This window comes from Nitrospira sp. (genome assembly GCA_024760525.1).
In the GTDB taxonomy this organism is placed as follows: domain Bacteria; phylum Nitrospirota; class Nitrospiria; order Nitrospirales; family Nitrospiraceae; genus Nitrospira_D.
This window is the reverse complement of sequence record CP060499.1, coordinates 285,820-311,363: the sequence shown is the minus strand read 5'-3', so window position 1 is coordinate 311,363 and position 25,544 is coordinate 285,820. Positions and strand designations below refer to the sequence as shown.

General features: G+C 55.6%; 23 protein-coding genes. 12 read left to right on the top strand and 11 right to left on the bottom strand.

Features of this window, described 5'->3' with window-relative positions; translation table 11 throughout:
* Window positions 1-142 precede the first annotated feature (142 nt).
* Window positions 143-2,221: a polyphosphate kinase 1 gene (ppk1, locus tag H8K04_01435; protein UVT16257.1), complete on the top strand. Its 2,079-nt coding sequence runs from the start codon at window positions 143-145 to the stop codon at window positions 2,219-2,221.
* Window positions 2,222-2,291: 70 nt separating this feature from the next.
* On the opposite strand, the gene H8K04_01430 is transcribed toward ppk1, so the two are convergent.
* Entirely contained in the window at window positions 2,292-2,447 is a 156-nt protein-coding gene (locus H8K04_01430; protein UVT16256.1) for a hypothetical protein, read from the bottom strand.
* Between the two features lie 210 nt (window positions 2,448-2,657).
* Here H8K04_01430 and H8K04_01425 point away from each other — a divergent pair, with 210 nt between their 5' ends.
* Window positions 2,658-3,041 carry a CBS domain-containing protein gene (locus H8K04_01425; GenBank protein UVT16255.1) on the top strand — a complete coding sequence of 128 codons (384 nt, stop codon included), beginning with the start codon at window positions 2,658-2,660 and terminating at the stop codon, window positions 3,039-3,041.
* Between the two features lie 112 nt (window positions 3,042-3,153).
* On the opposite strand, the gene H8K04_01420 is transcribed toward H8K04_01425, so the two are convergent.
* On the bottom strand, window positions 3,154-3,843 hold the full coding sequence (locus H8K04_01420) for a response regulator transcription factor (protein UVT16254.1): 690 nt from the start codon (window positions 3,841-3,843) through the stop codon (window positions 3,154-3,156).
* Window positions 3,844-4,070: 227 nt separating this feature from the next.
* On the opposite strand from H8K04_01420, the gene H8K04_01415 reads away from it, so the two are divergent.
* The 6 genes from H8K04_01415 to H8K04_01390 all read left to right on the top strand — a co-directional run bounded on the left by H8K04_01415 (window position 4,071) and on the right by H8K04_01390 (window position 10,275).
* Window positions 4,071-5,099 (top strand): substrate-binding domain-containing protein, encoded by a 1,029-nt coding sequence (locus H8K04_01415; protein ID UVT16253.1) that lies wholly within the window; start codon window positions 4,071-4,073, stop codon window positions 5,097-5,099.
* Window positions 5,100-5,181: 82 nt separating this feature from the next.
* Window positions 5,182-5,397, top strand: a complete 216-nt coding sequence (locus H8K04_01410) for a hypothetical protein (protein UVT16252.1) — start codon at window positions 5,182-5,184, stop codon at window positions 5,395-5,397.
* Between the two features lie 222 nt (window positions 5,398-5,619).
* Complete coding sequence (locus H8K04_01405; protein UVT16251.1) at window positions 5,620-6,723, top strand: hypothetical protein; 1,104 nt, start codon at window positions 5,620-5,622, stop codon at window positions 6,721-6,723.
* A gap of 116 nt (window positions 6,724-6,839) precedes the next feature.
* Window positions 6,840-7,454, top strand: coding sequence for a hypothetical protein (locus tag H8K04_01400; GenBank protein UVT16250.1), 615 nt, complete (start codon window positions 6,840-6,842; stop codon window positions 7,452-7,454).
* A 775-nt stretch (window positions 7,455-8,229) separates the two neighbouring features.
* A complete protein-coding gene (locus tag H8K04_01395) occupies window positions 8,230-8,613 on the top strand; it encodes a CBS domain-containing protein (GenBank protein UVT16249.1) in 384 nt (127 codons plus the stop codon).
* A gap of 177 nt (window positions 8,614-8,790) precedes the next feature.
* Window positions 8,791-10,275: a CYTH and CHAD domain-containing protein gene (locus tag H8K04_01390; protein ID UVT16248.1), complete on the top strand. Its 1,485-nt coding sequence runs from the start codon at window positions 8,791-8,793 to the stop codon at window positions 10,273-10,275.
* A 5-nt stretch (window positions 10,276-10,280) separates the two neighbouring features.
* Here the strand turns inward: H8K04_01390 and H8K04_01385 are convergent, their stop codons facing one another.
* The 4 genes from H8K04_01385 to H8K04_01370 all read right to left on the bottom strand — a co-directional run bounded on the left by H8K04_01385 (window position 10,281) and on the right by H8K04_01370 (window position 14,320).
* Window positions 10,281-10,934, bottom strand: a complete 654-nt coding sequence (locus H8K04_01385; protein UVT16247.1) for a hypothetical protein — start codon at window positions 10,932-10,934, stop codon at window positions 10,281-10,283.
* 95 nt (window positions 10,935-11,029) lie between these two features.
* The gene (gene maf / locus H8K04_01380; GenBank protein UVT16246.1) at window positions 11,030-11,662 is read right to left on the bottom strand and encodes a septum formation protein Maf; all 633 of its coding nucleotides are present in this window, start codon (window positions 11,660-11,662) and stop codon (window positions 11,030-11,032) included.
* Window positions 11,653-12,831 (bottom strand): tRNA-dihydrouridine synthase, encoded by a 1,179-nt coding sequence (locus H8K04_01375; GenBank protein ID UVT16245.1) that lies wholly within the window; start codon window positions 12,829-12,831, stop codon window positions 11,653-11,655. Before H8K04_01375 ends, maf begins: the two co-directional genes overlap by 10 nt.
* 1 nt (window position 12,832) lies before the next feature.
* The gene (locus H8K04_01370; GenBank protein UVT16244.1) at window positions 12,833-14,320 is read right to left on the bottom strand and encodes a DUF692 family protein; all 1,488 of its coding nucleotides are present in this window, start codon (window positions 14,318-14,320) and stop codon (window positions 12,833-12,835) included.
* A 168-nt stretch (window positions 14,321-14,488) separates the two neighbouring features.
* Between H8K04_01370 and H8K04_01365 the strand changes: the two genes are divergently transcribed.
* The 4 genes from H8K04_01365 (at window position 14,489) to H8K04_01350 (ending at window position 18,068) form a co-directional block, all read left to right on the top strand.
* Window positions 14,489-15,265 carry a CBS domain-containing protein gene (locus tag H8K04_01365; protein UVT16243.1) on the top strand — a complete coding sequence of 259 codons (777 nt, stop codon included), beginning with the start codon at window positions 14,489-14,491 and terminating at the stop codon, window positions 15,263-15,265.
* Between the two features lie 81 nt (window positions 15,266-15,346).
* Window positions 15,347-16,402 carry an LOG family protein gene (locus tag H8K04_01360; protein ID UVT16242.1) on the top strand — a complete coding sequence of 352 codons (1,056 nt, stop codon included), beginning with the start codon at window positions 15,347-15,349 and terminating at the stop codon, window positions 16,400-16,402.
* Window positions 16,403-16,658: 256 nt separating this feature from the next.
* On the top strand, window positions 16,659-17,351 hold the full coding sequence (locus H8K04_01355; protein ID UVT16241.1) for a phosphoesterase: 693 nt from the start codon (window positions 16,659-16,661) through the stop codon (window positions 17,349-17,351).
* Between the two features lie 12 nt (window positions 17,352-17,363).
* Window positions 17,364-18,068 carry a rhomboid family intramembrane serine protease gene (locus H8K04_01350; GenBank protein ID UVT16240.1) on the top strand — a complete coding sequence of 235 codons (705 nt, stop codon included), beginning with the start codon at window positions 17,364-17,366 and terminating at the stop codon, window positions 18,066-18,068.
* 27 nt (window positions 18,069-18,095) lie between these two features.
* Here H8K04_01350 and H8K04_01345 read toward each other — a convergent pair whose 3' ends face one another.
* The 5 genes from H8K04_01345 to H8K04_01325 form a co-directional block, all read right to left on the bottom strand.
* Window positions 18,096-19,943, bottom strand: a complete 1,848-nt coding sequence (locus H8K04_01345; protein ID UVT16239.1) for a response regulator — start codon at window positions 19,941-19,943, stop codon at window positions 18,096-18,098.
* A gap of 190 nt (window positions 19,944-20,133) precedes the next feature.
* Complete coding sequence (locus tag H8K04_01340) at window positions 20,134-21,297, bottom strand: 5-(carboxyamino)imidazole ribonucleotide synthase (protein ID UVT16238.1); 1,164 nt, start codon at window positions 21,295-21,297, stop codon at window positions 20,134-20,136.
* On the bottom strand, window positions 21,294-21,884 hold the full coding sequence (purE, locus tag H8K04_01335) for a 5-(carboxyamino)imidazole ribonucleotide mutase (GenBank protein UVT16237.1): 591 nt from the start codon (window positions 21,882-21,884) through the stop codon (window positions 21,294-21,296). The genes H8K04_01340 and purE overlap by 4 nt, the downstream gene beginning before the upstream one ends.
* 374 nt (window positions 21,885-22,258) lie before the next feature.
* Window positions 22,259-23,704: an ABC transporter permease gene (locus H8K04_01330; protein UVT16236.1), complete on the bottom strand. Its 1,446-nt coding sequence runs from the start codon at window positions 23,702-23,704 to the stop codon at window positions 22,259-22,261.
* Window positions 23,705-23,749: 45 nt separating this feature from the next.
* Window positions 23,750-25,429 carry an ATP-binding cassette domain-containing protein gene (locus H8K04_01325; GenBank protein UVT16235.1) on the bottom strand — a complete coding sequence of 560 codons (1,680 nt, stop codon included), beginning with the start codon at window positions 25,427-25,429 and terminating at the stop codon, window positions 23,750-23,752.
* Window positions 25,430-25,544 lie beyond the last annotated feature (115 nt).

Here is a 25,544-nt window from a genome sequence, read left to right as displayed (position 1 = left end):
GCAGGATCTGCAAATACTTGTTGTTAACAAAGAATTTACTCGACCACTCTTGAGTCATTGCCACCGAGGCGACTATCCTCAACCTAGGCAGCGAGATCACAGCTGCTTCGGCGGACGGTCGGCGTTAGGTTGGAGCAGGCACATGGACCTCGCAGATTCCTCTCTTTATATCAATCGTGAATTGAGTTGGCTGCGTTTCAACGAACGAGTCTTAGAAGAAGCCCTGGACACCCGGCATCCTCTTCTGGAGCGGATAAAATTCCTCTCCATCTTCAGCCGGAATCTGGACGAGTTTTTCATGATCCGGATGTCCGGTCTCTATTGGCAATTGCACACCGGATCGGTCGACGCCCCGCCCGATGGACTGACACCGAAACAGCAACTTGAATCGGTCCAGCGTGAGCTCGATCTCTTGTTGACGAGACACCTGAACTGCTGGGAAGGGGATCTCTTGCCGAAACTTCGGGAGGCCGGAGTTCACCTTGTGAGCCATTCAGATCTCGGGACGGATGCGACAAAGCGCCTTCGTGACTACTTTACAACCGCAGTCCTTCCCGTTCTGACCCCTCTCGCCTTCGATGCCGCTCATCCGTTTCCCCATATTTCCAACCTCTCCATGAACCTTGCGATCGTCATCCGTCACACCGACGGTCAGGAGCGGTTCGCGCGGTTGAAAGTTCCACCTCTGTTCCCGCGCTTGCTCAACATCCCGGAGTTCTCGGCAGGGGTCGGTCCTGAGCCGGCGCCCAGTGGGTTTGTGTGGATCGAGGACGTGATCGCCGCGAATTTGGACCTGTTGTTTCCCGGCTGCGCGGTGATCGCGGCCTATCCGTTCCGGGTCACGCGCGATGCGGACCCCGACATCGAAGAGGATGAAGCCGCCGATTTGCTTGAGGCGATCCAAGAAAGTCTTCGCCTGCGGCATTTTGGAACGGCCGTCCGCCTAGAAGTCAGCGGAAAGATGCCGGACCGAATACGTGAGATGCTCGCGCACAACCTTGAACTGGCCTCGGATCAGATCCAGGCAGTTCCCGGTCCGCTCGGCATGGCCGACTTGATCGAATTGACGCAACTCGACCGACCCGATCTGAAAGATCCTCCGGCAGCCCATAAGCCGACCCCAATCCTGACCAGGCCGGATATGTTTGCCTCGATTCGAGACCGGGACGTACTGGTGTACCACCCGTACGACAGCTTCATGCCCATCGTTGAGTGGCTGCGCCTCGCGGCCACCGATCCGGATGTCGTGGCGATCAAGCAGACGCTGTACCGCGTGGGACGCCAGTCGCCTGTCGTGGAGGCCTTGATGCAAGCGCGCGAAAACGGCAAAGAAGTCACGGCTCTCGTGGAACTGAAGGCGCGCTTCGACGAAGAACACAATATTCAGTGGGCTCAGGAAATGGAACGGGCCGGTGTTCACGTGGTCTATGGTCTGGTCGGCTTCAAGACCCACGCAAAAATGTGTCTCATCATAAGACGAGAAGGAGACCGCCTTGCCCGTTACGCCCACCTCAGCACTGGGAACTACAACCCAGCAACGGCCCGGGTCTATACCGACCTGGCGCTGTTGACCTGCAATCCGGCCATTACGTCTGATGTCGTCATGCTGTTCAACGCGCTGACCGGATACGCCGGCTCGATTCACTATCACCGCCTGATGGTCGCGCCGGACGGAGTCAGAGAAGGGATCATCCAACGGATCGACCGCGTGTCGGCCCGGCACCATGAGGGCAGCGAAGGTTACATCGCGCTGAAGTTGAACGCGCTGACGGACCCGGCCTGCATCCAGGCGCTGTATCGGGCCTCTCAGGCAGGAGTGCAGATCGACTTGCAGGTACGGGGAATATGCAGCCTTCGTCCGGGAGTCCCGGGTGTCAGTGAGCGGATCACGGTGACCTCGCTGGTCGGACGGTTTCTCGAACACAGCCGCATCTTTTACTTCCGATCAGGCCATGAAGAGGAACTGTGGCTCGGCAGCGCCGACCTCATGCCTCGAAACCTCGATGGCAGAATTGAAGTGGTCTTTCCCGTGGAATCACCCGATCTCCGCCGGGCGATTCGCGACGACATTCTACTTCCGCATCTACGAGATACGGTCCAACTCCGCCGAATGACCCGAGACGGCACCTATGAGCGGGTGGCCCCAAGCCCCGGAGAACCGCCGTTCGATTCCCAACAGCGGATGCTCGAACAAGCAGGGAACTGGATGCGGCAGTCATAGGATCACGTGTGCCGGATTCGACTAAGCGTTTCGACCTCCACGCAGTTAATTTGGAACGGCATTCACTAAATCAAGCGGCAGTCGACCGCGCCTCACCGGCCAACCGGTTTCGCTCGCTCCACCTGTCCGGTCTCATGACCATGCTCAGTGTGAAAATGGCGGTGATCATCAAGAGGAACGCCAGCGACGCAAAGAGAAGAAAACCCGCTCGTAGCTCACCTATCATGATGTTTTCCTCCTTTCCTCAACCTCATTCATTGCCGAAAGAATCATACGACGCCCTCATCACCGCCTCGTTGCCGAATCATTAACGCCGAGTAAAACTGTGTCGTCCGATTCCCCTTGATTTTTACCAGTTTGTAATTCAGGCCTGACGCCGATGCAACGCTCCGTTGGTATCCTCATAACCAAATCAACTCATAAAGGAGGAGCCAGCATGGTGACAGTCGGCAACTTGATGCGGAAAGACTTGGTGACGGTGGATGAGGGCACCACGGTGCTCGAAGCGGCGAAGTTGATGAAGGCATGCAACGTCGAAAGTGTGCTGGTGGCCCGTCAAGCGCAGATCATCGGCATTGTGACGGAATCGGACATCGTCAAGAAGTTCGTGGGGGCCGAACACACGGCGTACTTTCTCCCCGTGGAGAAGATCATGAACAGTCCGGTGCCGCGCATCGAAGAGCGGCAGCCGTTGACGGAGGCCGCCGACCTCATGAACAGGCATCGCACACTCCATCTGGGTGTCACCAAAGGCGGCGCACTGATCGGGCTGGTGTCGATGCGGGACTTTCTCCGACCGGTTTCCGCCGACGATTTCTGATCCCCTACTCCACCTTCTGTTTGAAAATCCGGACATCGCTCTGTTCCCTACCGGCGCACTGTCGGGAGGGGCTTTGGGGGCAGCGGCGCAGATTCGAAGTCAACGAGGAGAGTTACGCGCGAAGCTTGTAGCCGACCCCACGCACGGTCATAATCAGACTCGGTTCGGTCGGCTCAATTTCGATCTTTTGGCGGAGCGAGTGGATGTGGACGTCCAAGGCGTGCTCTTCCAGCGCGTAGCCCTCCCCCCACACTCGATTGAGCATTTCCTGCCGGGAGAAGACCCGGCCCGGCGCCTCAATGAATTGATGGAGGATCTTAAACTCTTTCGGAGTCAGCTCGATGACCTGCCCACCGACGGTGACCTCGTGACGATCGAGGTCCATCCGGATATTTCCTGCACGGTAGTGCCGGTGAGCCTGTTCAGCCGTCGGAGTGCATCGCCGCAAGATCGCGCGCACGCGTGCGACCAGTTCGCGCGGAGTCTGGCTCGACACCACAAGATCGATTTCTTGATCATAATCTTGCAGGCATTCGTCATCCGGGCAGGGTTTGTCTCCGACCGATAGAGCGACGATGGGCACAGCGGTGGACATTCGCAGCTGTCGCAAATAAACGGAATGCCCCTGTTGTCGTTCGACAATGATAAGGGAAGGTACCGCCTCTTTCGCGGCCGTAAATACGGCAGCCTCCGTCGCTACCACCATGGTCTGAAATCCGTTGGCGGTGAAGGCCTTGTCAAGCGATCGCGCCAGCTGTTCGGATTTCACGAAGAGGAGGATCGATCCCTGTCTGCCTGTCATGGATGGTGAGGTCAGCATCGGAGGGGGATGATAAGGCAGTGTCGGAAAGAAGGTCGTTAGGATAATGTAAATTGTGAGTAAACTCCCCCGACTTGTCGACCGAGAGAAGACCCGCATACAGTTAACCCGGAGTTTACACTGCCTTGATCTCCTGGAAATGGCCCCTCTCTATCGTATCCATGCTAAGGAAAGAACGACATGTCTGTTCGGGAATGAGAGTGGGCTCAATGCGATTGTCTCACCTGGTCATTGGTTGTTACTTGATCTCGACCGCCGGGCTGGCCTCGCTCCCTTCCACGGCGGTGGCGCAAAGTCGCCCCACACTGGATCCCAAGATCCCGGCCTACATCCCACAGCAATCCGCTTCCGGCACATTGAGCATTTCCGGCTCCGCAATAGTGAAGCCTTTGGTTCAGGCCTGGGTAAACGATCTGATGCGACGACATCCCCGCCTGAAAATCACTCTGGCGGCAGATGGCTCGGAAACCGGCCTCGCGGCGCTCCTGGCGCATCGGACAGGGATGGCTGCCATATCGCGCCGCCTCACGGCCTCCGAGATTGCCGAATTTGTCGGAGAGTATGGCTATGAGCCGACTGAAGTTCCGGTGGCCGGTGATGCCTTGGCCATCTTCGTGAATAAGGACAACCCCGTGACCGGGTTGTCGCTCGATGAACTTGATGCCATGTTCTGTCGCGAACGGCGACGGGGATTGGGCTATGTCATCGACTCGTGGGGATTGGTTGGAGTGATGGATGAATGGTTTGAGGCTCCCGTCCAGTTGTACGGCAGGAACGGCAAGTCCGGTCTCGGCTATTTTTTTCGAGAAGAGGTGTGCAAGGACGGGACGTTTCATCCTCAGCTCGTCGATGCGGATGGATCGGCGTCAGTCGTGCTGGATGTCGGCAGGGATCAACACGGCATCGGGTTCAGCGCGATCAGCTACGGAACTTCCATGGTGAGACCGGTGCCGATCGCCTTGTCGTTCATTCCGCCTGTCGAGCAAACACACTTTGCCGACCCCTCCGACCAAGCATCCAATGAATTTGAGCAGAATCTGTCCTACCAGGTCAGGATGCGGGTGATCATGAAACTGAAGCGCATTGAGCGCGCTCTACTCCTGCTTCGAACCAAGAACTATGGATACTGTCGCCGGTGCCGTAAGGCGATTCCCGACGAGCGGCTTGTCGTTCAACCGGATACGCTCTTCTGCGTGCCTTGTCTTGCACTGGCCGAGCGAAGAGCCTCGCGAAACTAGGGTATGTGGCACCTCTCGACCGCGGAACTCATGCAAAGGATCACTCACCGGGGTTTGGCAAGACGGCAAGGAGGGACATGACATGCAATGTGTACGTTGTGCCGGCACGCGAGTGCCTGAGGTCATCGCCGAGGGGGGGAGCAGGGTCTTAGCGTTCCGTTGCATTCACTGTGGAGACATCACTGATCGTGTGATCGCCAAGAATCGCCAACAGCCTCGGTTGATACAGCAGGGACGGCCTCGAACACCGATCTACGTCCCCAATTCCTCCAAATGGAACGGACCCACGTTCGGCTAGAGGAGAAGTCGGACTCGAGCTTACCCAGGCTGGACAATCTCCACGAAATCTAACCCGTCATATCCTTCGAATCCATCTGTCCATATGTGATGATTTACAGCTCCGCCCTCCGGCGTTGCTCCACCTCATTACATTCCCAACCGCTTGTTACGACTGCGTCTGGTAATTCTTAACAATACGTAACACGTCGAATCAGTACAGAGATGGTACAATGAGTGTCCTATGTTGCAAGACCTCACCATCACGAAAGGGATCTGTTTCGCTCTCTTTGCCTACGATGTGGGGCACTCCATCGACTTGACTGATGCGGAGCGGCATATCATCGCCGGAGCCGAACGAGGGCGTCTTCGTCATAAGACCAGAGCCCCTCAGTACTTCGAGTATCGACCGGCTCCCCTGCGGCTGGTTCAGGAAGGGAGTGTTTTCGACGTCAGTCAATATCAGGCCAGTCCGACGGTCGAGGTCATGGTGTACGATTTCGGAGCCGTCACGATTACCTATCGTTTTCCCCTCGAAGGACCGTTTGATCGGTTATTGGATCTGAGCGAGTCGCTCTATGAGAACGACCGGTTGCTGACCGAATCACGCAGCCGCGTGGAGCAATTGGTCCACGCGCTCGGTTCTGCAATCGAGCGGCCATCCATTGCAAAGGATGTGGAAGATTACATCATCTTTTTAATTGAATCCTCGGTGCCGGAGAAACCTCCGCTGTGGTCGAGTAACGAACCAGATTTGGCCCATCTCTTGCGAGCGGAACGGACCCCGTTTTCAGACCAGGAAGTGGCCGACGCCGTCTCCTGCCGGATCTCGTTCGGGCGAGAGGACGCCGCAATGATCGACTGGCACTCGGCAGTGTTGTTCGGCAAAGACATGGATGACGTGCGCGCCGTGCTGGAATTCGCCAACGTCGAGTTGCTGGAGATGCGAATCCTCGACGAACAACTCGATCGGGCGCTGGACGAGGCCTACGAGGCCTTGTCTCGCAAGCCGCGTCTCCTGTCGCTGCCCGGCTCTCATGAAAAAGACACGATGCACATTGCGCAGCTGCAGGTCGATAACGCCTTGCTCTTCGAACGTGTCACCAACACCTTGAAACTGCTGGGTGATCAGTACCTCGCGCGCGTGTATCGACTCGTCGCCCAACGGTTCCATCTGGAAGCCTGGGACGCGAGCATCCTCCGCAAACTGCAGACGCTGGAAAGTATCTACGGCAAGATGTCGGACCGGGCCGGTACCAGGCGGATGGAGGTCCTCGAATGGATCATCATTGTCTTGATCGCGCTCTCCATCAGTTTGTCGTTCGTTCCACTGAGTGGCGGGCGCTAAGCACTTAGCTGGAGTTTGTCCTCCGGTAACGAAGCGTGCGACTGGTGGACAAGTAACATGGGGAATTCATCCAATCCACTATGCACGTAGCCGAACACTCTTTCCGGCTGGGCCGCATGCCATTAGCTGTCTCTTGTGCTCTGTTCTGGGTCTTTGCTCAAGAGGTCACGCAGGCTGAACTTCAGTCTGACGTCACCGTGCGGGTAGAGTCCGGCCTTGCCGTAGCTACCAGTCTCTTGAGCGGCCGGAGGGAGATACCTTTAGATGCGCAGGAGGTCGTGATCGGTTCTGACGCGAACGGGATCAATGGCATTGTGGTGACCTCTCGCCGCCTCCTAGGGTTTTCAAGCCGTGCCCTGACCTGGAGCAAAAAAGAACTGGATCTCAACGAAAAGGTCCTCGAGCGGAAGATCCTTCCGACCTTCAGCATCGTGAGAACGGATCGCCATGTGTATGGATTTCGCGGAGTCAACGGCTTATGGCTTGAAGAGCCGTTGGCCATGCGTGAAAAGATCCGTCGCTTCCATAGCAACGACTATGGAGCCGTCTTCATTACCAATGAACGATTGGTGGGATTCACCCCATTGCTCGGTGGTTTTGCATCAAAACCCTTGGACGTACACGAACAAATCCTGGGAGTGGATAACGACCAAGGTCTTATCCTCGTTTCCACCACGCGACGAACCCTGGTGCTCGGCAGCCGATTGAGTGGATGGGAGGAATTTGAATAGCGAGGCTCGCCGTCCGCCCCCTCTACTCCCGGTTGACTTGAACCGCCATTAGCGAAACTCCATCCCATTCTTTCCCCCTTCTGACGCACCGCGCTCGTTCATCACCTGAAAACGCATTCCTAACTAAGACTTAACCGCGCTTCACACCGAATTAGCATAGCCTTAACCAGTCAGAAACAGTCTCCCGATAAGCTTGTTCCGTATTGAGCAGCAAAGATCGCACTCGACGACAGACTGTTGTGGAACCGTCAAGACGGGAAAGGAGGTGAAAGAGATGGGAACACTGATTATCGAAGCGTTGTTGCTGGGGGCCGTGTTGGCAGTCATGTACAAAGCGTTCTCTGCAGAGGGCGAATAAGTCAACTGCCTTATCGATTCCCAGTAGAAGGAGACTCAATCGTGAACGCGAAGAGGGGTGACGAGAGCCGGAACGGGACGCGAGGATCCCACCGGCTCTCGTCCGAGAAAATATCGTCTTCATCAAGTCGGACAGAAAGGGGTTTCTCACGGCAACCCTCTCCGTTCTGTCTTGACGATATGCCCTGAGCGGCCCTCGCAGTTGCAATCTCGCAGCGCACTCACCCCGCCACTCGGTCTTTCAGCCGACTTCTTTCGGCCTCATCTACATCACCGCCTCATGACCGAATCCCAGAGACCGTGTGAGCCGTCCTTTGTTGCATCCTCAAATTTTACCGCCGTGTAATGCCTGCCTAACGCATACGCAACAGGTCATTGGTAACCTGGAAGCACTACTAAAATAACAAAGGAGGATCAGATGGTTACAGTTGGTAATTTGATGAGAAAAGAGCTGGTGACGGTCGAAACAGGCACGTCGGTCGTGGAAGCCGTAAAGGTGATGAAGGCTTGTAATGTCGAAAGTGTCTTGGTGGCCCGTCAAGCGCAGATCATCGGCATTGTGACGGAATCGGATGTCGTTAAGAAATTCGTCGGGGCCGAAAAAGCGGCGTACTTCGTGCCGGTGGAAGAGATCATGAGTAGTCCGGTTCCCGGCATTGAAGAGCGGCGACCGTTGACCGAGGCAGCCGACCTCATGGACAAGCATCGCACCCTCCATCTGGGAGTGACAAAAGGAGGAGCCCTTGTAGGCCTCGTATCCGTGCGCGATTTTCTCCGACCTGTTTCGGTCGACGACTTCTAATTCCTTTCCTCTCCTTGAACCTTCTGCCTCCCCGCTGAGGCACTTTCGGCTCTCCCTACCACCTCATCAGCCGCTCGGGTGACCTCCCTTGGTCTTCGCTGAAGACCCACCGCGACTTGCATCTCCCATCTCGAGCGTTCACACTTACACACACCCATCTGACACACAGGTTTTGCAATGACTCGATCGGACAAACGTTCGGCTTCTCAGCACCACTCTTCCCCTATCTCCTCACAGCCTGAGCGTGAGCTCAAGCTGGCCGTTGATCCAGACTTCCGACTCCCTCGGCTTCCCGGCACTCTGCTCCCTCGGCGGCAGCTGATCTCCACCTATTACGACACTGCCGCCTATGACTTGGCCCATGCGCAGATTACCCTTCGCTATCGAATCGAACGGGGCAAAAAGGCGTGGCAGCTTAAAGTACCGCTGGGCGACGATCGGCAGGAAGTGGAAACGGCCAGTGATCAAGCCGAGCCCCCCACCTCACTACGCTGCCTGTTGATTCTCCATCTGGGTCATCGGAAGGTAACGCCGATGGTCACCCTGCGAGTCCGGCGAACCGGCTTCCTGGTACGTCATGGCCGAATTCCGATCGCCGAGCTCGCCCTCGACACAGTGTCGGTGGTCAAGAACGGCCGTACCATCCAGCGTTTTCGCGAGCTCGAAATCGAACAGCGCCAAGGCGATGAAACTTCGCTTCGTTCACTCGAACAGCGGATGCGCGAAGCCGGTGCTTCCGATCACGACGGGCGGCCTAAATTCTTTCGGGCTCTCTCGCTCCCAACCCCCACTCTTCCGAACCCGCCTGAAGCCGAGGCACCGGTGGTCGAACACCTGAAGTGGGCGCTCGCTCAGCACGTCCGATGGCTCATCGCTCATGATCCCGGGACGAGGCTTGGAACCGAGAGCGAAAGCCTCCATCAGATGCGTGTCGCGACGAGACGCCTGCGGGCGGTGCTCCGCACGGCTCGGCCGATCCTGCTTCCGGCATGGGTGACATCATTGCAACAGGAGCTCGATTGGCTCAGTGAGCTGCTGGGTCCGGCCCGGGATCTCGATGTACAAATTTCGTATTTTACGGATGAATCCGCCGGGTTCGACACGCGAGATCGCAAGCTGCTGGCGCAATTCATCTCTCACCTTCGCGCTCAACGGGATGCCGTTCAGCAGATGATCCTCAGCGAACTCACGAGCGCCCGATATTTCGAACTCATCCGTCGGCTTCAACAAGCTGCGCAGGATCCTTCGGTGGTGGACTCTCCCCTGACTGTCCAGCAGCTGGCCAAGCGGGCATTCAAGAAACTACGCAAGGGGATCTGCCGGCTCCGTCATTCTCCGTCGGATGCCGCACTCCACAACATCCGCATCAAGACCAAACGTGCACGCTACGCATCAGAACTCGCTCGCAGCTCGGTGGGCAAACCCGCAACCCGTTTTATCAAGTCCGCTCGGGCGGTCCAAGATCTGTTGGGTACGCACCAGGACGCGATTCAGGCGGAAGCTCACATCCGACAGTTTCTCAAGTACTCGACTAGCGTCCGCGCCGGATTCGTTGCAGGACGCATGGTCGAGCGTCAGCGGCACCGCCGCCAACACGTTCGCACGGACATGAAACCACTCTTCAGGACGTTGTTGAAACGGGGGAAGAAGGCGTGGGGATAACCGGCTTATTTCACTTTGGATAAGTCGGCGGGAATCCTGATCTCTTTTCCATCTTGCAGATTGACCACGAAGACCGACGTTTCGTTGGGGTCGAACTGCTCATAGGCGAAGAGCGCCGTGAACCGGGACCGGAAGGCCGGACCGTTGCCTTCGTTCTTGCGCCCGCGTTCTGCCTTGCCAACGTCGACGGGCTTGATCCGCTTCGAACCCTGGTGCAACTCGATCAACGCCCCTTCGGCAAAATACTCGTCATCGCCGCACAATTGCACTTCCATCTCCATGTTGGGCATGTCCATCACTTTATTGATGAACTCTTCCGGCATGCGCACTTCGGTTTTTCGTTTTTTCGATTCCGCGGCTTCTTGACGACCGAAGGCTTCCAATCTATACCGCTTCGTACGAAGCACGGCGCTCGCTCCGCAGGGATCTTTCTCCGGATCGGCGCCGACCCGAGTGGCCACGGACGCTTGCTGAAGGACTTTCTTCACGTCCTCGGGCGAATTGGCTTTTTCCATCGGAAGTCGACCGGTTTCGAGTGCTTTGTGGGCCTCTTCTGAGGACAGAGTGACATCGATCGCCCACAACGATCCATTCCCTACCGCCAAGACTCCGATCAGCCCGAAAACCGGCACGAGGGTCATATGTTTGCGAAGAGTCATGCCTTCCCTTTGTTGTTCAGACGCGACGGCGTACCGATGCGCGCGGCAAGAGATGAATGGCGGGCATTGTAGGGGAACGGCCCCCCTCTTTGCAATTAGCCGACGAACCGGCTCCAGTTCGCATACGGCTTACGTTCATACAGAACATCGACGCACACAGGAACAGGATAGCCGATCGACCGAAGAAGCCGGGTGACGAGTTTCAAGGGCAAGCCCACCACCGTCGTATAATCGCCGTCGACCCGCTCCACGAGGTCCCCGCCGAGTCCTTGAATCGCATAGGCTCCCGCTTTGCCCAACGATTCCTCCGTTGCGAGATATCGTTCATAAAGATACTCGACGTCCGCTTTCATTTCCACCGTCGCCGTGGCGACATCCATCGATTCGATGCCTCGTTCACAGTGGCATACCACGACGGCCGTATGAACCCGATGTGAACGGCCGGCTAGACGTCCAAGCATCGCACGTGCGTCCTGAAGATCGACGGGTTTCCCCAAGAGTTCCCCATCGAGATCGATCACGGTATCACCGCCGAGCACAAGAACCTGTGGCTGCCCACGAGCCACGGATCGTGCTTTTTCAAGGGCGAAATGTCTGACCTGTTGAATGGGGGACCACCCGGCAATGGGTCGCTCGTGGAAGCTCGACGGGCAGACCTCAAAGGAAAGACCCAGCAATGCGAGGAGTTCTTGACGGCGCGGGGAATTTGATGCCAGGACTAGCTGCATCGTGACGCTGGAAGACTCAACTCATCGAGCGATTCAGCTTGCGGGGCTCCGATTTCAGCCTGGGCCCTGTCCTGAAAGTCCACGAGAACCTCGTTCAATTCTTCGACGGAAGACACCCGCACCATTCGTGCGCGAAGGGCGGCCGCATACGCAAAGCCTTTGCAATACCAGCCCAAATGTTTGCGCATACGATAGAACTGTTGTCGGCCATAGAGCGCTTGGAACTGATGGGCATGATCCACCAGGATGGCGAAACGTTCGTCCAGCGAGACCGCCGGCCCGAGATCGGAAGCGCCTTGGACACCATTCGATTCACGAATCCGCTGCCTGACCTGGGCTTTGGACCGAAAGAACCATGGCGCGCCCAGCACGGCGCGCCCAACCAGCACTCCATCGACACCGGTCTCGATGACCCGTGACACGGCGTCTTCGGGGCTTTGTACATCGCCGTTCCCCAACAGCAGCGTTCCGGTTGCCTTCGCCAAGGCGGCTGCCCGTGCAATGGCCGACCAATCCGCTGCCCCTCGGTACATCTGTGTGAGGGTTCGTCCGTGAAGCGAGATCACTACCGGCTGTTCCATCAAAAGCTGTTCGAGCCACGTTTCGACCGTGACTGAATCGTATCCAAGTCTGGTCTTGACGGAAAGCGGCAGTCGCCGTCGTTGGACCGATGCTCCACTGTTGCGTTGTCGATTCAGACGTTCAAACGCGTCGACGCGGGCCGACTTGAAACCTGCTTGTTCGAGCGTTTGCCCACGTGCCCAGTCGTCGATGCCATGTTTGGCCGCCTGAATGATGGCGCGAGCCAGTTCGGGGGTGCGGATGAGCCCCGCGCCTGAACCGGAAGATGCCACGCTCTTCGAGGGACATCCCATGTTGATATCCAGCCCGTCGAAGCCCAATTCACACACCGCGTGCGCGGCCATATAAAAGAGGTCCGGATCCTTGCCGTAGAGCTGCGCAATGACCGGTCGCTCGATCTCGCTATACAGCAGCGTCTCCAGATGGATCTCCGGCCCGCGGCAGACGTCATGCACGTGCGTGAATTCGGTAAAGATGACATCCGGCCTGCTCTGACGCGCGACCACGGAACGGAAGCAGGCATCGGTCACTCCGTCCATCGGCGACAGTCCGATGATCGGACGTGGGAGATTCAGCCAAAAGCTCATGTCAGCTCGTGTGCACCGAAAGACCAGGATCGTTGGCAAACCGGTAGGCTCGCCGAAGCTCCTCGGCTTCTTTTTCGACAATGCTCAGCAACTCGGGCGCCATCTCATGAACAAACTCCACAAACCGCTCCACTTTCAAGAGGAAAAAATCATAGGTCTCGCAGAGCGGCCGTGGCTCGCGGAACCAGAATGTCACAAATCCGTCGAATGACACCCCTCGTTCTCTGAGCCGACGACAGGACTCCACGAACATGTCTTCCAGATCACCTCCCCAATGGAGGATCTCATGGGGAAGATACACGGACCGATAGAGGTCCAAATCTTGGAGGCGGGTTAAGTCTTGGCCCCACTCCGCTCCAGACGGCTCAGCCTTCCTTGCCAGCACATTCGCGTAATGATCATAGCCTTCTTCGAGAGACCGAGTAGTGGTTGCCGTCCTTGCCTGGTTCTTAAATGAGAATTCGTCGCGCTCAAGCGCGCCCTCTTCGATCATGCTCCTCCGTTCGAAGAAATGCGCATAACGTCTGGAAAATTCGGCAAATTCATCGACGATCAATTCTACCGGTTTCGTGTCCACCTCCAAGGCAAGCCCCTTCAGGCTGGTGAGCCGTGGATGCGCCAGAATCTGATCGAGCATCTCGAATAAGACACATGGAATGGGCGCCGCATGCGCATCGATCCATGCAGGCAGGGTCCCCTCGCTTGTCAACCCTGACGGTCGTGAGGCGAGAGCTCCGCTTGATTCGTGAACGGCCAAACCCGCGACGTGAATCTCCACAACACGGTGCAAGGGGAACTCGCTGAGAAAGGTGTCGACAAATTTTGTAAGCGACACGGCTCGATACGCTCCGGAATAGCGAAACACCGTCCAGAGATGGCCGACATCCAAGACCAGGCCACATGGTGATTGATCGGTGACGACCCGAAAAAACTCCGGGATAGATAGGGTCCCGGCGACAAAGTATGTGAGGGGCGGCATTTCCAGCAACATCAATGGTGTGCCGCCATTCGTCAGACAGCATTGTTGATCGAGAAGACTTTGTGTCAGTCGTGTATTATCAGCGACCACTTCGGCGCTTGTTTGAGTATAGAGAGGGGGAACATAGGTGCCGTAGTAATAGCCGGCAAGGAATTTGGTTGCACATTCGTGATTGAGCCACGCACTCTGCAATACTTGAAGGTGGTCAACCGCTTCGCTGACGGCTTGTCTAAAGGCCTGAGACTTCGTCACCCCAGGCTGGGTGACCCACAACCCTTCGCCATGGTAGGCCAGCAAGCCGTTGCCGATCTCCTTCTTGGCAGAGATCAAGGCCTTCGTGGTGGTGCGGAATACTTCAAGATAAACAGGTGACACTTGACGTTCTTGCAGTCTTCGCCGCAAGCTAGTGAGGTCGGGGGAATGGATATCGACGGAAAGCCCTAGCCCATGCACCGGAATTGCCCCGAGCCGACGAAGGAATTCTCTATGGCAGAGCGCTGTGACAGTCATTTTTTCTCTTTCGGAGGCAGTCAAAATTTGCACTTAGTGTATGCCGTAAAACCATTGAATGACAAGGCTTTCAACCTATCATGGGGCCGAGAAACCTTCTGCTATACTTGGCATACGTTGCAGCCGCCAGGAGGGCAGATTCGTGAGAAAAAAGGGCTTGGCTGAGACATGGCGGACAAAGACGATCAACAGCCGAAGACGTCGCATTACGAGGTTACTCTGGTTTCACATATGATGACACCCGGCGTAGTTCAGATTCCAGGGGACGTATCCGTCACTGAAGCGGCATCGTTGCTGGAACGTGAACGGATGCCCTGTCTCCTCGTCAAGGATACGGAGTCGCGTTTCGGACTTATGACGCCGACCGATATCGTGAAGAAAGTCGTTGCGCAGGGCCTTGAACCTGATGACATCGAAGTCCGAACGATAATGACACGCCCAGTTCAATTCATCGAGTACGATCGGGCGATGGAGGAAGCATCGACGCTCATGATGTCGACAGGCACACCGATCCTCATCGTCACCAAACAAGATCAGCCGGTCGGCGTCCTCACTGCGCGTGACCTTGTGCTTTTACCGAAACGATGCGTGACAAGCATTTCGGCGATGATCAGCATCATGGATGGAGAACACGTGGGAGCTGAGCATCAAGTCGCCATCACACAACTCAGTCATGCCGGAGCTTCCGTGGAGTCTCCCGCATTACTGTTGCCTGGCACCAAAGTCATCTTGAGCTTTTGCCTCTCTGAGACGATGAGTCCCCTGACAATCCGCGGGACTGTGCTGAATAATACAACTCTCGAGCCCTTGCCCAGCACAACCCGTTCCATCCCGGACGCACGTCCGGGCGTAGAGATCCAATTTATTGATCTCTCTCCCGCCGATCAGTCCAGGATCAAAGCCTGGGTGCTGACGAACCTGCCTCAATCGTCCAGTCTGTCCTAATAACTCAATATCTCATCAATCTTTGACCAACGCCTGATCCATTGGTAGAATTTTCGGTGTCACTCACAATAAAGGATGGCTATGAATACAACCGGTAAGCCTTCGCAGGTTCGATCTCGTCCCGCGTTATCGCGAGATGAGATCCTTCATCAAATCAGCGCCCTTCTGGAACGTCCGGATGACGATTTGCATGCTGCCCTTATGAGAGAGCTCCTGACCGGACTGTTGAAACTCCATGATGCACACTTAGACCTCCTGGACGTAAAAATCGTGAACCGCGCGGTCAAGGAATTGCGTCATGCATTTGGCGTCTTCCACAACTATCGGAATCGGCAGAAAGTCAGCATTTTCGGCTCGGCACGGACCCACGCCGACGATCCCAATTACCAACTCGCGCACCAGTTTGCCCAGGCCATTGTGCGAGAAGGCTTCATGGTCATCACGGGAGGAGCGGATGGAATCATGCGCGCCGCTCAGGAAGGTGCCGGACGTGAAAACAGCTTTGGCGTCAACATCATGTTGCCGTTTGAGCAAGGTCCCAATTCCACCATCGCCGATGATCCGAAGTTGATCACGTTCAAATACTTTTTTACCCGCAAGTTGATGTTCCAAAAGGAAGCAAACGCCATCGCGCTTTTCCCCGGGGGATTCGGGACGCATGATGAAGGCTTTGAAATCCTGACGCTGGCCCAAACCGGCAAGAGCGATCCTCAGCCGATCGTCTGTCTTCAGGCTCCCGGCTGCGATTACTGGGATGATTGGGCGGCATTTGTGACGAAGCAATTGCTGAAGCGTAACCTGATCAATGAAGAAGACATGTATCTTTTTACAATCGTGACTTCAGCGGAAGCGGCTGTCGGTCACATTCTCCGGTTCTATCGGTGCTACCACTCGTTGCGCTTTGTGGGGCGACAGCTTGTGATCCGACTGAGGCAAACCATCTCTCTTGAGCAACTCGAACAGATCCGGAGCCAATTCACCGATCTCCTATCCGACGGCACATTTGAACTGCGAGGCGCTCTTGAGGAAGAGCTCGATGAACCGGCCCTGCGCGACCTTCAACGACTCGTGTTCAATTTTAACCGACGTAGCGCCGGCCGACTTCGGCAGCTGATCAATCATCTGAACGAACTGTGATCCTGTCTGTTCCGGGAGTCGGACCTGAAACACGCCTTTTAGTCCTGGCCTGGGCATGCTATCCTCTCCCATCTCTATGGGTAATGTATCTTCTGCCCTTCCATTCCATGACTCTCCGGACATTGTCCTATATCATGCCGATTGCTCGGACGGATTCGGTGCGGCTTGGGCTCTCTGGAAAAAATTTCCGAGTGCCAGCTTCTTGCCCGTCAAACACGGCCACCCTCCCCCACCCGATCTGAAGGATCGCCGGGTCGTGATTGTTGACTTCAGCTATGCTCGATCGATTCTCGAGGCCATGGCCTCCGAAACGAAAGAACTGTTGATTCTAGACCACCATATCACCGCGGAGAGGATCTTGGACGGCTTTCCGCATGCGTATTTCGATCAGACAAAGTCCGGCGCCGTCCTGAGTTGGGAATGGGCTCATGGCACGACCGCTCCATGGCTGCTTCAATATATTCAAGACAAAGATCTATGGGCGTGGGCCTTGCCGGGGAGTCGCGAAATCAACGCCGCGCTGGCTTCCTATCCGTTCGACTTCAATGTGTGGGACCGCTTTTCCCAGTCGACGCTGGAGCAGGAGGGTCGAGCCATTTTGCGCTATGAATCTGAGTTGGTCGGCAAACTTGCCGCACAGGCGGCTATGGTGGAATTCCAAGGTGTCGTCGTTCCCTCTGTGCAAAGCGCGATCCTGACAAGCCAGATCGGCGAACGGCTTTCGCCACACCATCCCTTTTGCTTGATCTGGCATGATCGCGACGGTCGTCGCTATTTCAGCATGCGTTCCAGAGCCGAAGGCACGGATGTGGGTACCATCGCCGCATCATTCGGAGGCGGGGGTCATACCCATGCAGCCGGATTCTCCGTTCCACTACAAATCGACGGAAGCCCTCCGGCCGATCTTAAATTGCCTCGTCTCATCACTGATCACCGCCGAACTCCATAACCACGGACCACCGTGATTCCGCTTCACGACGATAATCCGACCCAAATCACTCCCATTGTCACGATGACCTTCATCGGTATCTGTGTCGCCGTGTTTCTCTATCAAGTGAATCTTCCCCAAGAACCGGCCGAACTGTTCGCATTTCAATACGGCGCCATCCCATCCATCATCTTCGGCCACGCTTCACTCCCGGAGGAAGCCAGAGTCGGTTTTCCGGCAACCCTAACCCTGGTGACCAGCATGTTTCTTCACGGAGGCTGGATGCATTTGCTGGGAAACATGCTTTACCTTTGGATTTTCGGCAATAACATCGAAGACGTGATGGGTCACGCGAAATTTGTGGTCTTTTACCTCCTGTCCGGAATCCTTGCCGCTCTGAGCCATGCGCTCACCGATCCTTCCTCCCAAATTCCGATGGTCGGAGCCAGTGGAGCGATCTCCGCGGTGCTCGGCGCCTATCTCTTGTTATTTCCACGCGCTCACGTGCTGGTCTTGTTGCCGGGGATTGGCATGACCCGCGTGGCCGCGGGCATCGTCCTCGGGATGTGGTTCCTTACGCAACTGATCAGTGGAGGAATGAGTGTCGGCGCCAGTGGAGGTGGAGTCGCCTTCTTTGCCCACATCGGCGGCTTTATCGCGGGCATGGCCCTCATCGGCCTTTTCAAGCGGAGAGACGTGCGATTTTTCTCACCGGGTCGATCAATGTGGCGCGAATAGCGAGAGCTTCAGCAGCGGCGAATACATTCAAGCCGCATCCAACACGTCCCTGACCTTTTCCACGAGCCCTGACTGGCGATAGGGATGCTGCAGGACAAACCGCTGGTTGATGCGGTGATGCAGAATCGTTTCATCATCATAACTGGAGACAAACAACGCCTTCATCGTCGGATGCTGGTTCAAGAGGCGGCGAGCCAGTTCACGCCCGCCGATTTCCCGCATCACTAATGGGCTCACCGTGAGGTGAACGATCCCTTTGTACCGTTGCGTGAGCATCAGCGCCTCGACCGACGAGGCCGCTTCCAAGACACGGTAGCCATGCCGTTGTAAAACCGACAGCGCCAGCTTACGTTCAATTTCATTCTCCTCGACGACCAGAACCGTTTCATTTCCTTTGGCTAACATAGTTTTCGGAATCGGTTCTTCATGCGTCGAAGGCGGTGCGGCGGCGGGGAGAAAAACCCGGACGATCGTCCCTTGCCCAGGTCGACTTTCCACCTCCAGCGTGCCTCCGTTCTTTTTGACAATTCCGAAGACTGCGGTGAGACCGAGGCCAATGTTGTTTTCCTTCGTCGAGAAAAACGGTTCGAACATGTGAGCCTGAGTATCCAGATTCATCCCGGTTCCAGTATCGCTGATCTGAATCAGCACCTGCGGATATACGACGCTGGTCGGCAGCGGTCGGCTCGATGTAGAGACCTTCTCGATCACCTTCACCTCGATCGACAGACGACCTCCCTGCGACATTGCATCCCGCGCATTCACAATCAACTGAAACAGTACGGTTTCTAACCCTTCACGATCCACCTCGGCATAGGCTACCCGCTTGTCCAATTCGACAGTCAATTTAATATGATCAGGTAACAGACTCGTGATCATGCTATGCATATCCGCTAGCACAACATGGGCAGACACTGTGTTTCGAACCTGCCGGCTATCCAGATTCAGGGCAATCAGCTGTGCCGTAAGCGTGGCAGCCTTTTCCCCCACCTTAAAAACCTCATCAGCGGAAGACCTGAGAGGATCGCTCGGCTGCAGACGCGACAACATAACGCCGGTCTGTTTTCCAATGACTGAAAACAACGCCCCAAACTCACCTGCAATTCTCGTGGCGACTCGTCCGACCGCTTCCATTTTCTGTGCTTCATGAAGTTGTCGCTCGAGTCCTTGACGAACCACTTGCCCATTGCGGAGCTCGGCATTCGCCGTTGCGAGGCTGTCCTTTAAAGCCTTCAGCCGTTCTTCCAATTTCGCTTTTTCCGCCTCCAGCTCACCTTCCGTCTTCTTCAAGGCCTCAACGTCTTTTTGAAGCGAGGCCTTCTCCTCTTGCGCCACGGCCGTGCCTTCCAGTGCGATTCCGTAGAACACCGCCATCACAAGAAGAACCGGGATCCCCAGCATCTGTCCAGTGGCCATGACACCTGTTTCCAGCATCCCTTCATACAGGACCACTCCATATCCGACACTCAGGAGTAGGGAAAGACCCAGCACATGGCTCAGCCGCCTGACTGATGCCGCCACCAGCATGACAACAAAATAAGCAATGTACAGGTCGGATCGGGCATTTCCGGAAAGGTAGATGACGGCGGTCACGAGGACTGTATCGACTGCGACAAGCCCGGCGCTGAACCAGGCCGCTCCCAACACTCCTTGGGGCAATATCGCCATCGTGGCCATTCCCAACCATAACCCCGTCACCAGGCCGTTGCTCATGACCCGACTGATGACGGAGTCGACACCAAAGAGCAACTCATAGGACAAAATGATGCTGACGAGACCTTGGAGAACGAGATAGCGGGAGCTTGGTTTCGTGAGTGACCGGCAGAGCCTTTCAGACGATTCGCGGCTGCCGGTTGGAGCCAAATTTTGCACCATGTATCTCCTCCCCCATTTAGAACAACACGCGAACCTGAGCAAACTTCATACCTCAAGCACCCCTAACTAACCATTGCGTTTGTAAGGTTTTCTGTCAACCTTCCGATCTCTTGCGAACTAAGTGGTGACAAAATAGAACGGCTGCAAACTCAGGCTGGAACGGAAGCTGGGCGGTATTAAGAAACCAAAGCTAAGCGGGCTTTCTGACGCGTGTGATAAACCGTTGGGCTCGTTCTACTGCGTCCTCACTCTGGGGAGCAGTGAAGGTCACATGACCCATTTTTCTACCAGGGCGAACCATTCCTTTGCCATAGAGATGAAGCACGGCTCCTGCGATCGAATGGAGGGCATAGCAACCTTCGCCAGACATCACGGATGCCACTTCCTCACCGATGAGATTCACCATGACCGCTGGGCTCAAGAGTCTTGTTTCTCCCAACGGCAGACCACAGGTCACTCGTACTTGCTGCTCGAACTGGGATACGGTGCAAACATCTAACGTATAATGACCTGAGTTGTGCGGGCGCGGAGCGATCTCATTAATAAGCAGGTTGCCCTCTTGGGTGTGAAAGAGTTCTACACAGAACACTCCCACACCCTGTAACGCAGTTACGGCCTGGGTTGAGAGCTGCCTCGCTTTTTCAGCTATATCAGGAGAAACAGGTGCGGGTACAGTGGTGTCACGCAAGATACCCTTCTCATGCCGATTCTCGACGACCGGATAAACCTGACACTCGCCAGTACTGTTTCGTACGACCAGAACTGAGAGCTCTCTTACGAACTGAATGAACTGTTCAAGGATCCATCGATGGCCGGACTTGGCTGTTGCCAAGACTTGCTCAACTTGTACCACATCAGAAGGTCCTCTCAGTAGCCACTGACCTTTTCCATCGTAGCCGCTCCGCGCTGTTTTGCAAATGGCGGGAAGGCCCAGACGCCCGACTGCTTGCGTCAGCTGGCCGGCCGATTCGACGACGGCGAAGGGGGGAACAAAGAGGTGTCGAGACGATAAGAACTGCTTCTGTTCAATCCGATCTTGAAGGGTCCGTAGGACAGCACTGGACGGTCGCATTGGGCGGCACCCTTCTAGCCATTCACAAAGCTCGGCCGGCACGTTTTCCCATTCCAGAGTAGTGGCTTGGGCAACGCTCGCGAATCGTTCGCGGACCGTAACATCGGAGAAGGAGGCTGTGAACGAGTGAGCGGCTAACCGATGTGCGGGAGCGTCTGGGTCCGGATCCCAGACAGCGACGCGGTAGCCCATGCGACGCGCAGCCCCGGCAAACATTGCGCCCAATTGTCCACCACCCAGCACACCGAGAACAGACCCGGGCTCAAGGACTTGTTTGCTCACGGCCGCCGACTCGCCTCATCGGCTCCGAGATTGCCAAGGCTCTTGCCCTTGGCCTCAGGGGAATTGAGCACGCTCTCCGTTTGAGCCGTCCGATAGTCTTTGATCCGTTCAGCAATTTCGGGATAACTACCGGCAAGAATTTGCGCCGCTAGAATCCCAGCATTCTCAGCACCGCCGATTGCGACAGTGGCGACGGGGATCCCTTTGGGCATCTGGACAATCGACAGCAAGGAATCGAGACCTCGTAGATTCTCGGTTGGGATGGGTACGCCAATTACCGGGAGATAAGTTTTCGCCGCCAACATACCCGGGAGGTGAGCCGCTCCACCGGCGCCTGCGATAATGACCTTGATTCCACGACCGGGAGCTGTTGTGGCATACTCAAATAGGCGATCCGGTGTTCGATGAGCAGAGACGACTAAGAGTTCATACGGAATACCAAACTGTTCCAAGATCGCTGCCGCTTTTTCTAAAACAGGGAAATCAGATTTGCTCCCTCCCAGCACCCCGACAACCGGATTTCCGTTCTGAAACGTTCGGCTAGCCTTGTGCCGGGAGCGGCCTGGTACGCGTCCCGTCTTGGTCATAAGGTACTTCTCCTTCAATCCTGATCAACTCAGCAGTGGCTGAAGCACATTAGCGAGTCTTTGTGGTGTGGTCAAGGAGGTACGCCGAACGGGAACGAAGATCCGTGTCACTAGTCTCATTCTTCGCTGTTCGTGAATTCCCGAGCGCTGGCTTGCGCCAAAACCAAATTGAAAAAGCGAAAGGTTTATGTGATAGCGATCGCAGGACCTTCCACTATGAATAGATCTACATGGAGGAAATGATGTTGGAGCGGAAGCGAGAAATGGAAAACTACACTACCCACCCCCCAAATGCGAAGATGGCTCAGGTTCTACCCTGAGCCATCTTCTTGAGAGGGACTACGACGCCGCACAAGGCGTACGACGCATTCTAATTACTTGACGCCCTGCCCAGCCGCCCTGGGAGCGAACATCTCAAACACACTGGGCGACCGTTCAATATAGTCCGGTGGGAAGAAGTTGAACCGCCGCCACAGTTCGTACCAGAGTGGCACACGATTCATAATCACCCAGCCCAACACTCTCGTACCCTGGCGCACCTTGGCCTGTTCCGGCCAGGGCTGAGGATCATCCGGATCGGGAACCACCCAGAAGCGATAGTTTCCCTTTCCATCGTCGATTTGATCGACCACTTTGATGACGCCGCCTCGGGTACCCGCCATCAACGAAGGCCAGGCTGGTAACGGAATGGCCGGCACGCCGAAGAATAGGATCCTCACTTTTCGGCCTGGGGTCAAGAGCGGAGCATCCAGCCCTTCAGCTGTCATTTCGATGGCCGGATCGGAAGCGAGTGGAGAAATGGTGACCAGATTCTCTCCCTGCTTGACCGTTTCATTGATTCCAACCTTGGCCATCTTGACAACGGTCCCATCCATCGGCGCTATGAGTTTCGCGGCCTCGATACGTTGCTGGACGCCCTGTTGCCGGTAAGAAATGTCTGCCAAACTCTCTGTCGCCTTGGCAGCTTCAGCCACAGCAGCATCTCGAGACGCTATGGCATCCATGAGCTTTTGCTGCACGTCTGCCGTGATCTGATCGCGACCGAAGCTTAGAGCGGACCGAGCTTGTTCAGCAGCCAAGAGGTTGGCCTGCGCCGCCTGGAGGCCGGCCTTGGTCCCTATTTCAGTTTGAATCGTCAACTCAAGTTCACGTTGAGAGACCAATCCATCACGGACAAGTTGTCTATGCCGGTCGACATTGAGTTGTGCCGTATGCACATCGATTTTAAGTTGCTCGACCTTCTGTTGAGCCTCACGAACTTTGTTGTCAGCTTCCACCACCCGGGCTTCTGCCGAGGGGACGGCGGCTTGGACCAACTTCTTCATCTCTCCAATTCTCTTGGTGAGCTGATCCGCCCGGGCCAGCGCCGCTTGGCGTGTTTGCTCCAGAGCCACCCTCCGTTGTTCGAACAATGGAAGGATCTCAGGCGCCATGAAGGTTGGATCGTAGTCCTCAAGCTCGCCGACGAGCTCACCCTTTTTCACCTTGACGCCTTCATAAATATGCCAAGCCTTGACACGGCCTGTGATTCTAGACTCAAGCTGTTGAGGGCGATCATAGGGAGTATAAGCGGAAACCTTCCCGGACGCCTGGATGGTCTGAGTCCAGGGCACGAACTCAAGGATAATCAGAAACACCAGAAGAATCGTGAGAATCGCGCGTGAAGCCGTGAACATACCCCGTGGAATTTGTACGGCTTCCCAGCATGGCAACTTGGCCAATGCAGGTCCCTGTTCAATAGTAATCGCCTCTAACCCGACCCCGCGCTTAATCAGCGCACGTCCCCCACTGTTTTCGAGACCACCACTTAGGCTAGCCATGGAGCCTCCATTAATTTACCGGCGTTGATCGGCCATTCCAAACGCTTATGCATTGGCATGATGAAGCATAATACGACGATCAGCATGATCCGTCAGGTTTGGATCCGTTGATACAAAGATAACCGACCATGCTTCATCCTTGGAGCACAACCGGCGTAGCACTCTTTCGCGTAACGATGGTTCGAGTGAGTGAATCAAGCCATCGAATATCAGAACTTGGGGACGTCCGAGGATGGCGCGAGCTAAGAGAATCTGCACGATGTGAGTCGGCGAAAGGGACTCGCCCAACGCTGATATATCCGATTTAGCCGCGCGTGGCAGAGTTTCGACATCTTCCTCAAGCTCCGTGAAGCGGAGGGCCCAGTTGAGATCATCATAGGTGACATACGAGCGGCCCATGACTATATTTTCTTCGATCGTTCCCTCGATCAAAGACAACTGTGAATCGATCATGACGCTACGGCATTGATTGATCGCATTTGGCTCGATGTACCGGAGATCGACTCCATTGTACTGAACAACACCCGTGGTCGGGGTTTCGAGACCACCCAATACTCTGGCCAAAGCGGTTTTTGCAGCTGTCGTCCGAGCATAGATTCCAAGTTTTTCCCCAGGTGCCACATCCAAGTTGAAACCGTCAAACACAGATGCGCCACCGTGGGTGAGACTGACGCCTTTGCAGGTAACACGGACTCCTTGATTCAAATGCTTCGGCAGTGCCACAGCCGATTCGGTCGAAACGAAATCTTGCTCCTGCGTAAAGACCTCATCAAGGTGAGTGAGGGAGGCGAAGAAATAGTACACATGGCCCATGTTCTTGATCAGGGAGTCAAAATTGATCACCAGCGCACTGACGACCGCTTGGACGGCTACTAATTGTCCAAGTGTCAACTGCCCCTGGGCCATGAGATAGCCGGCGATACCAAGCGCACCTGCATGCGCTATCGCCTGCCCTCCCACAGAACCGATGTATTGACGCACCAGGACGGCAAACCGTGCTTTCCGTGTTTCAACATACCGATTGACCAGGTCATTTGTCCGCTGCATCACAAACGGACGGCTATCGGTGGCCTTCAACTGCAAGGCATTGTGTGAAATCTCCTGGATCCAATTGAATACGTCGTACTTGGCGTGAGACATATCGAGTGTCGTTTTCAGTGCCCCGCGGGAGAGTACAAAGAATGTGACCAGGAATCCGGCCATGAGCAGCAGGTTGTACGTGAGAAAATAGGGATGGTAGACCATCAGCAAGATCATGCCGACCGTTCCGCCCACTACGACATTTACCAGATCGATGAGCAACGTGGACAACGCCCGCTGCATAAAGACCGTTTCAATGAAGAAGTTTGAAAGGTCTCCCCGGGACCCTCTGAATCGGTTCCTAGGGATCTGTTCAACCATCGCGACCGAGACTCTCGCGAAGAGACGGCGTTGCACGACGTCCACGGCATAAAAGTGGAACGTCTTGAACAAGCCGACAAATAACAGCACCAGCAACATGACACCGGTCAAAGTCCAAATCATGACCGGCTGAATCGCATATGAAAACGTGCTGACCAACTCCTGCACGGTCAACGGAATGATGAGAGAAAAGAACGCGACGGCCAGAGCATAAGAAAGGATCAAATGCATGATCCTTTTCTCAGCCCGCATGGCCACGGAGAGCTGTTTCATCAGCGCGTCGAACAGGCCCGGATAACTACTTTTGCCCTGAGGTTCTTTCATGAGCACCCCCAGTAATAAGTCAGGATGTGATTGATCGGCACCTTGCTAAACTTAATGACGGCTGAACTTAATCACGTTTGGGAACCTACTTCCAAGCCCATCGAATGAACTATAT